This window comes from Nostoc sp. T09, assembly GCF_002154695.1.
Lineage (GTDB): Bacteria > Cyanobacteriota > Cyanobacteriia > Cyanobacteriales > Nostocaceae > Aulosira.
Window position 1 is genome coordinate 1 of the sequence record NZ_MTAV01000253.1, and the last position, 2,796, is coordinate 2,796.

General features: G+C 41.2%; 2 protein-coding genes and 1 pseudogene. 2 read left to right on the forward strand and 1 reads right to left on the reverse strand.

Annotation, left to right across the window (positions count from 1 at the left end; genetic code table 11):
• A partial coding sequence (locus BV372_RS38520; protein WP_143845491.1) for a methyltransferase domain-containing protein occupies positions 1-136 on the reverse strand: 136 nt, incomplete at its 3' end.
• A 186-nt stretch (positions 137-322) separates the two neighbouring features.
• Here BV372_RS38520 and BV372_RS34005 point away from each other — a divergent pair.
• Positions 323-1,369: a WD40 repeat domain-containing protein gene (locus BV372_RS34005; RefSeq protein ID WP_086691804.1), complete on the forward strand. Its 1,047-nt coding sequence runs from the start codon at positions 323-325 to the stop codon at positions 1,367-1,369.
• A gap of 62 nt (positions 1,370-1,431) precedes the next feature.
• Positions 1,432-2,719: pseudogene (locus BV372_RS34010) on the forward strand (IS701 family transposase).
• The last annotated feature ends 77 nt before the right edge of the window (positions 2,720-2,796 follow it).

Below are 2,796 nucleotides of genomic sequence, written 5' to 3' on the forward strand. Positions count from 1 at the left end.
CGATGAATCCGCCAGATTTGAGAAAACGATACCAATTTTCGAGAACCTTAGGAATGTTGGAGAAAAGTACGATCGCGAAAGAACAATAGATCGCGTCAAACTCATTCGATTCAGGCTGATCTGCTTTCTGCCCCACTCAAAGGGAGCGCTGACATCGGTTGTCACAGTGTTTTTGCCCTTAGCACTACTCTTGCACGAATCGAGAGAAAGTTTGATTGATAACTTCGCAGCTAATAGGGGGCTAAGAATTTGAAAAGAATCATGGAACAGCGTGTAGTTTAATCAGTCGAGTCAGATATCAAGCTTAAGGCATTCGCCGACAATGACTCTCAACCGTATTTTGTGGAACTACCTGATAGCACCGACAGTAATAACTATTGCTGTTTCCGGTTGCACTACAGAGACTCCTGACACTCAGGATTTAATTGCTCAGTCGCCAAAAAATAGCCAACTACTGCGTACTTTATCAACACAGTCTGATTCAGGTTATTCAGTTGCGTATTCTCCAGAGATATCTGGGGCAAACAGCCCTGTTGGTGTAATTATTGCTAGTGCTGGTGCTAAAAGTGTAAGGTTGTGGAATCCCACCACTGGTAAACTATTGCGTACTTTATCAGGACAAGCTTGGGCTGTCAGCTTTAGCCGGGATGGTCAGATTCTCGCTAGTGGTTCTCAAGACGGTAGCCTGAATTTGTGGGATGTTAAAACTGGGAAACTCATCCGTACACTCAAGCACTCACAACCAGTGATTGGTGTAGTCTTTAGTCCAGATGGGCAAACTCTGGTGAGTAGTCTCGATCTTGGATCTATCATCAGGTTGTGGAATTGGCGTACTGGAGAAATTATCCGCATAAATGATGACCCATTAGCTTATCAAAGGGGATTTTCTAACTTCAAGACTCAACCAGCCACTTTTAGCCAGGATGGTCAGACCTTATTTGCTACAAGTGGTTCTGGTTCTGTGTTTGAGTCGTGGAATGTGAAAACTGGTAAACGAACAGGCAGTTTCGATGCGAAATCATTAATTAATGCTGTCGCTATCAGCCCTGATGGAAACACTCTAGCTATCGGCATCCGGGACAATGCAATTAAGCTGTGGAATATTAATGATGGTCAACTCATTCACACTTTAACTGGTCATAAAGCTGAAGTCAAAACTGTTGGTTTTAGTCTAGATGGAAAGTTAATCGCTAGTGGTAGTCGGGATGGCACTGTCAAATTGTGGAATGCTACTACTGGTAAAAAAATCAGCACTTTTACGGCGCACAAGTTACAAGTTTGGTCTGTCGCTTTCAATCCCGATGGCAAGACACTTGCTAGTGCTGGGCAGGATGGCACTATTAAGATTTGGCGTGTATCTCCACAATAAACTTGTGAGCTTATCTTAGCTTTCTTTTGTCACTCCGGGAAGAGTAAAATCAGAAAGAAGGGCTGAAAGCCAGGAGGGGAGGATCACACAGCCAAGAAGCCCCAAACAAGCGCATCAAATTTGTGGATGAATATTGTGCAATCTACAGAAACATCTTTCCAGAAGTCAGGAGTTTTGAGAATTTCCGAGATTTACATTTGGGAATGATATCAGAAATCAAAAGGAAATCTTTACCAGAAATAGCCAAGGTCGTAGGGTTAGAGAATCAGCAGTTCATAAATCATTTTTTAACAGAATCACCGTGGTCAATAGAATCATTAAAGAAGCGAAGATTAGAATTAATCCTGCGAGTATTAAATAAGCGATGCCTGCGGCAACCCCTTCAGGGAATGCTAATTCTAATAATTGATGAAACAGGAGACAAAAAACAAGGTCGTACTACAGACTATGTAAAACGGCAGTATATTGGTAACTTAGGCAAAATAGAAAATGGCATAGTGGTAGTGACAGCCTATGGTGTGATTGAAGATAAGACCTTTCCTTTAACATTTCTTTCTTTATAAACCAAGGGAGAGATTACAGCCAGGAGATAAATATAAAACCAAGCCAGAAATCGCAGCAGAATTAATCAGAGAACTCCAAGTAATGGGGTTTAAGTTTGAATTGGTTTTGGCAGATAGCCTGTATGGGGAAAGTGATGGCAATTTTATTAGTGTATTAAATCAATTACAACTCTGTTTTATTGTAGCTATAGGTAGTAACCACGGAATTTGGCTACCAAAAGGGCAAAGCATCAGGTATAACAAATGGCGAATATTTAACCGTGTTTTCTCGAGTGGTAATCTGGAAGTTCGATATATTAGAGAGATTATTTTTGGCAAGCGGCGCTCCATTCGATATTGGCAAGTCACGACGGACACGGAGAAGCTACCTGAAAATTCAACGACTTACCCATTATTCTGACATTCAGAAATGGTGAGCCAGCGCGTTGCGGGGGTTCCCCCCGCTGTAGCGACTGGCGAACCCGAAGGGTGGGAAATAGTTTGTAGTACCTATCTCATGGTCAGCCTTCATTCAAGTGTCTTTTCCCAATCTCACAGCTACATTCTCAAAATATTTGCGGAACACCCTTTGTGGGATGAAAATCATGGTTGGAAGAATATCCTGAATAATTTACGTCTTATTGTTCAACCTTTTATCCTTTTCAATCTGATTAAACCTTGGCTCAAAGTATTTTCTATCCCTCAACTTTTTACAGGATTTTCTTACCTGATTAGCCTCATGAATACCTTGCACAATCATCTATTTTTATCACTTTGGGCAGACTTATTCGCTTTTTCCTCTGCCTAGAGTGACAAAAGAAAGTTAGGTGATTTCTGAGAAAGAATTTACCAATAAATGTAAAATACGTTCTTGATGACTAAGGA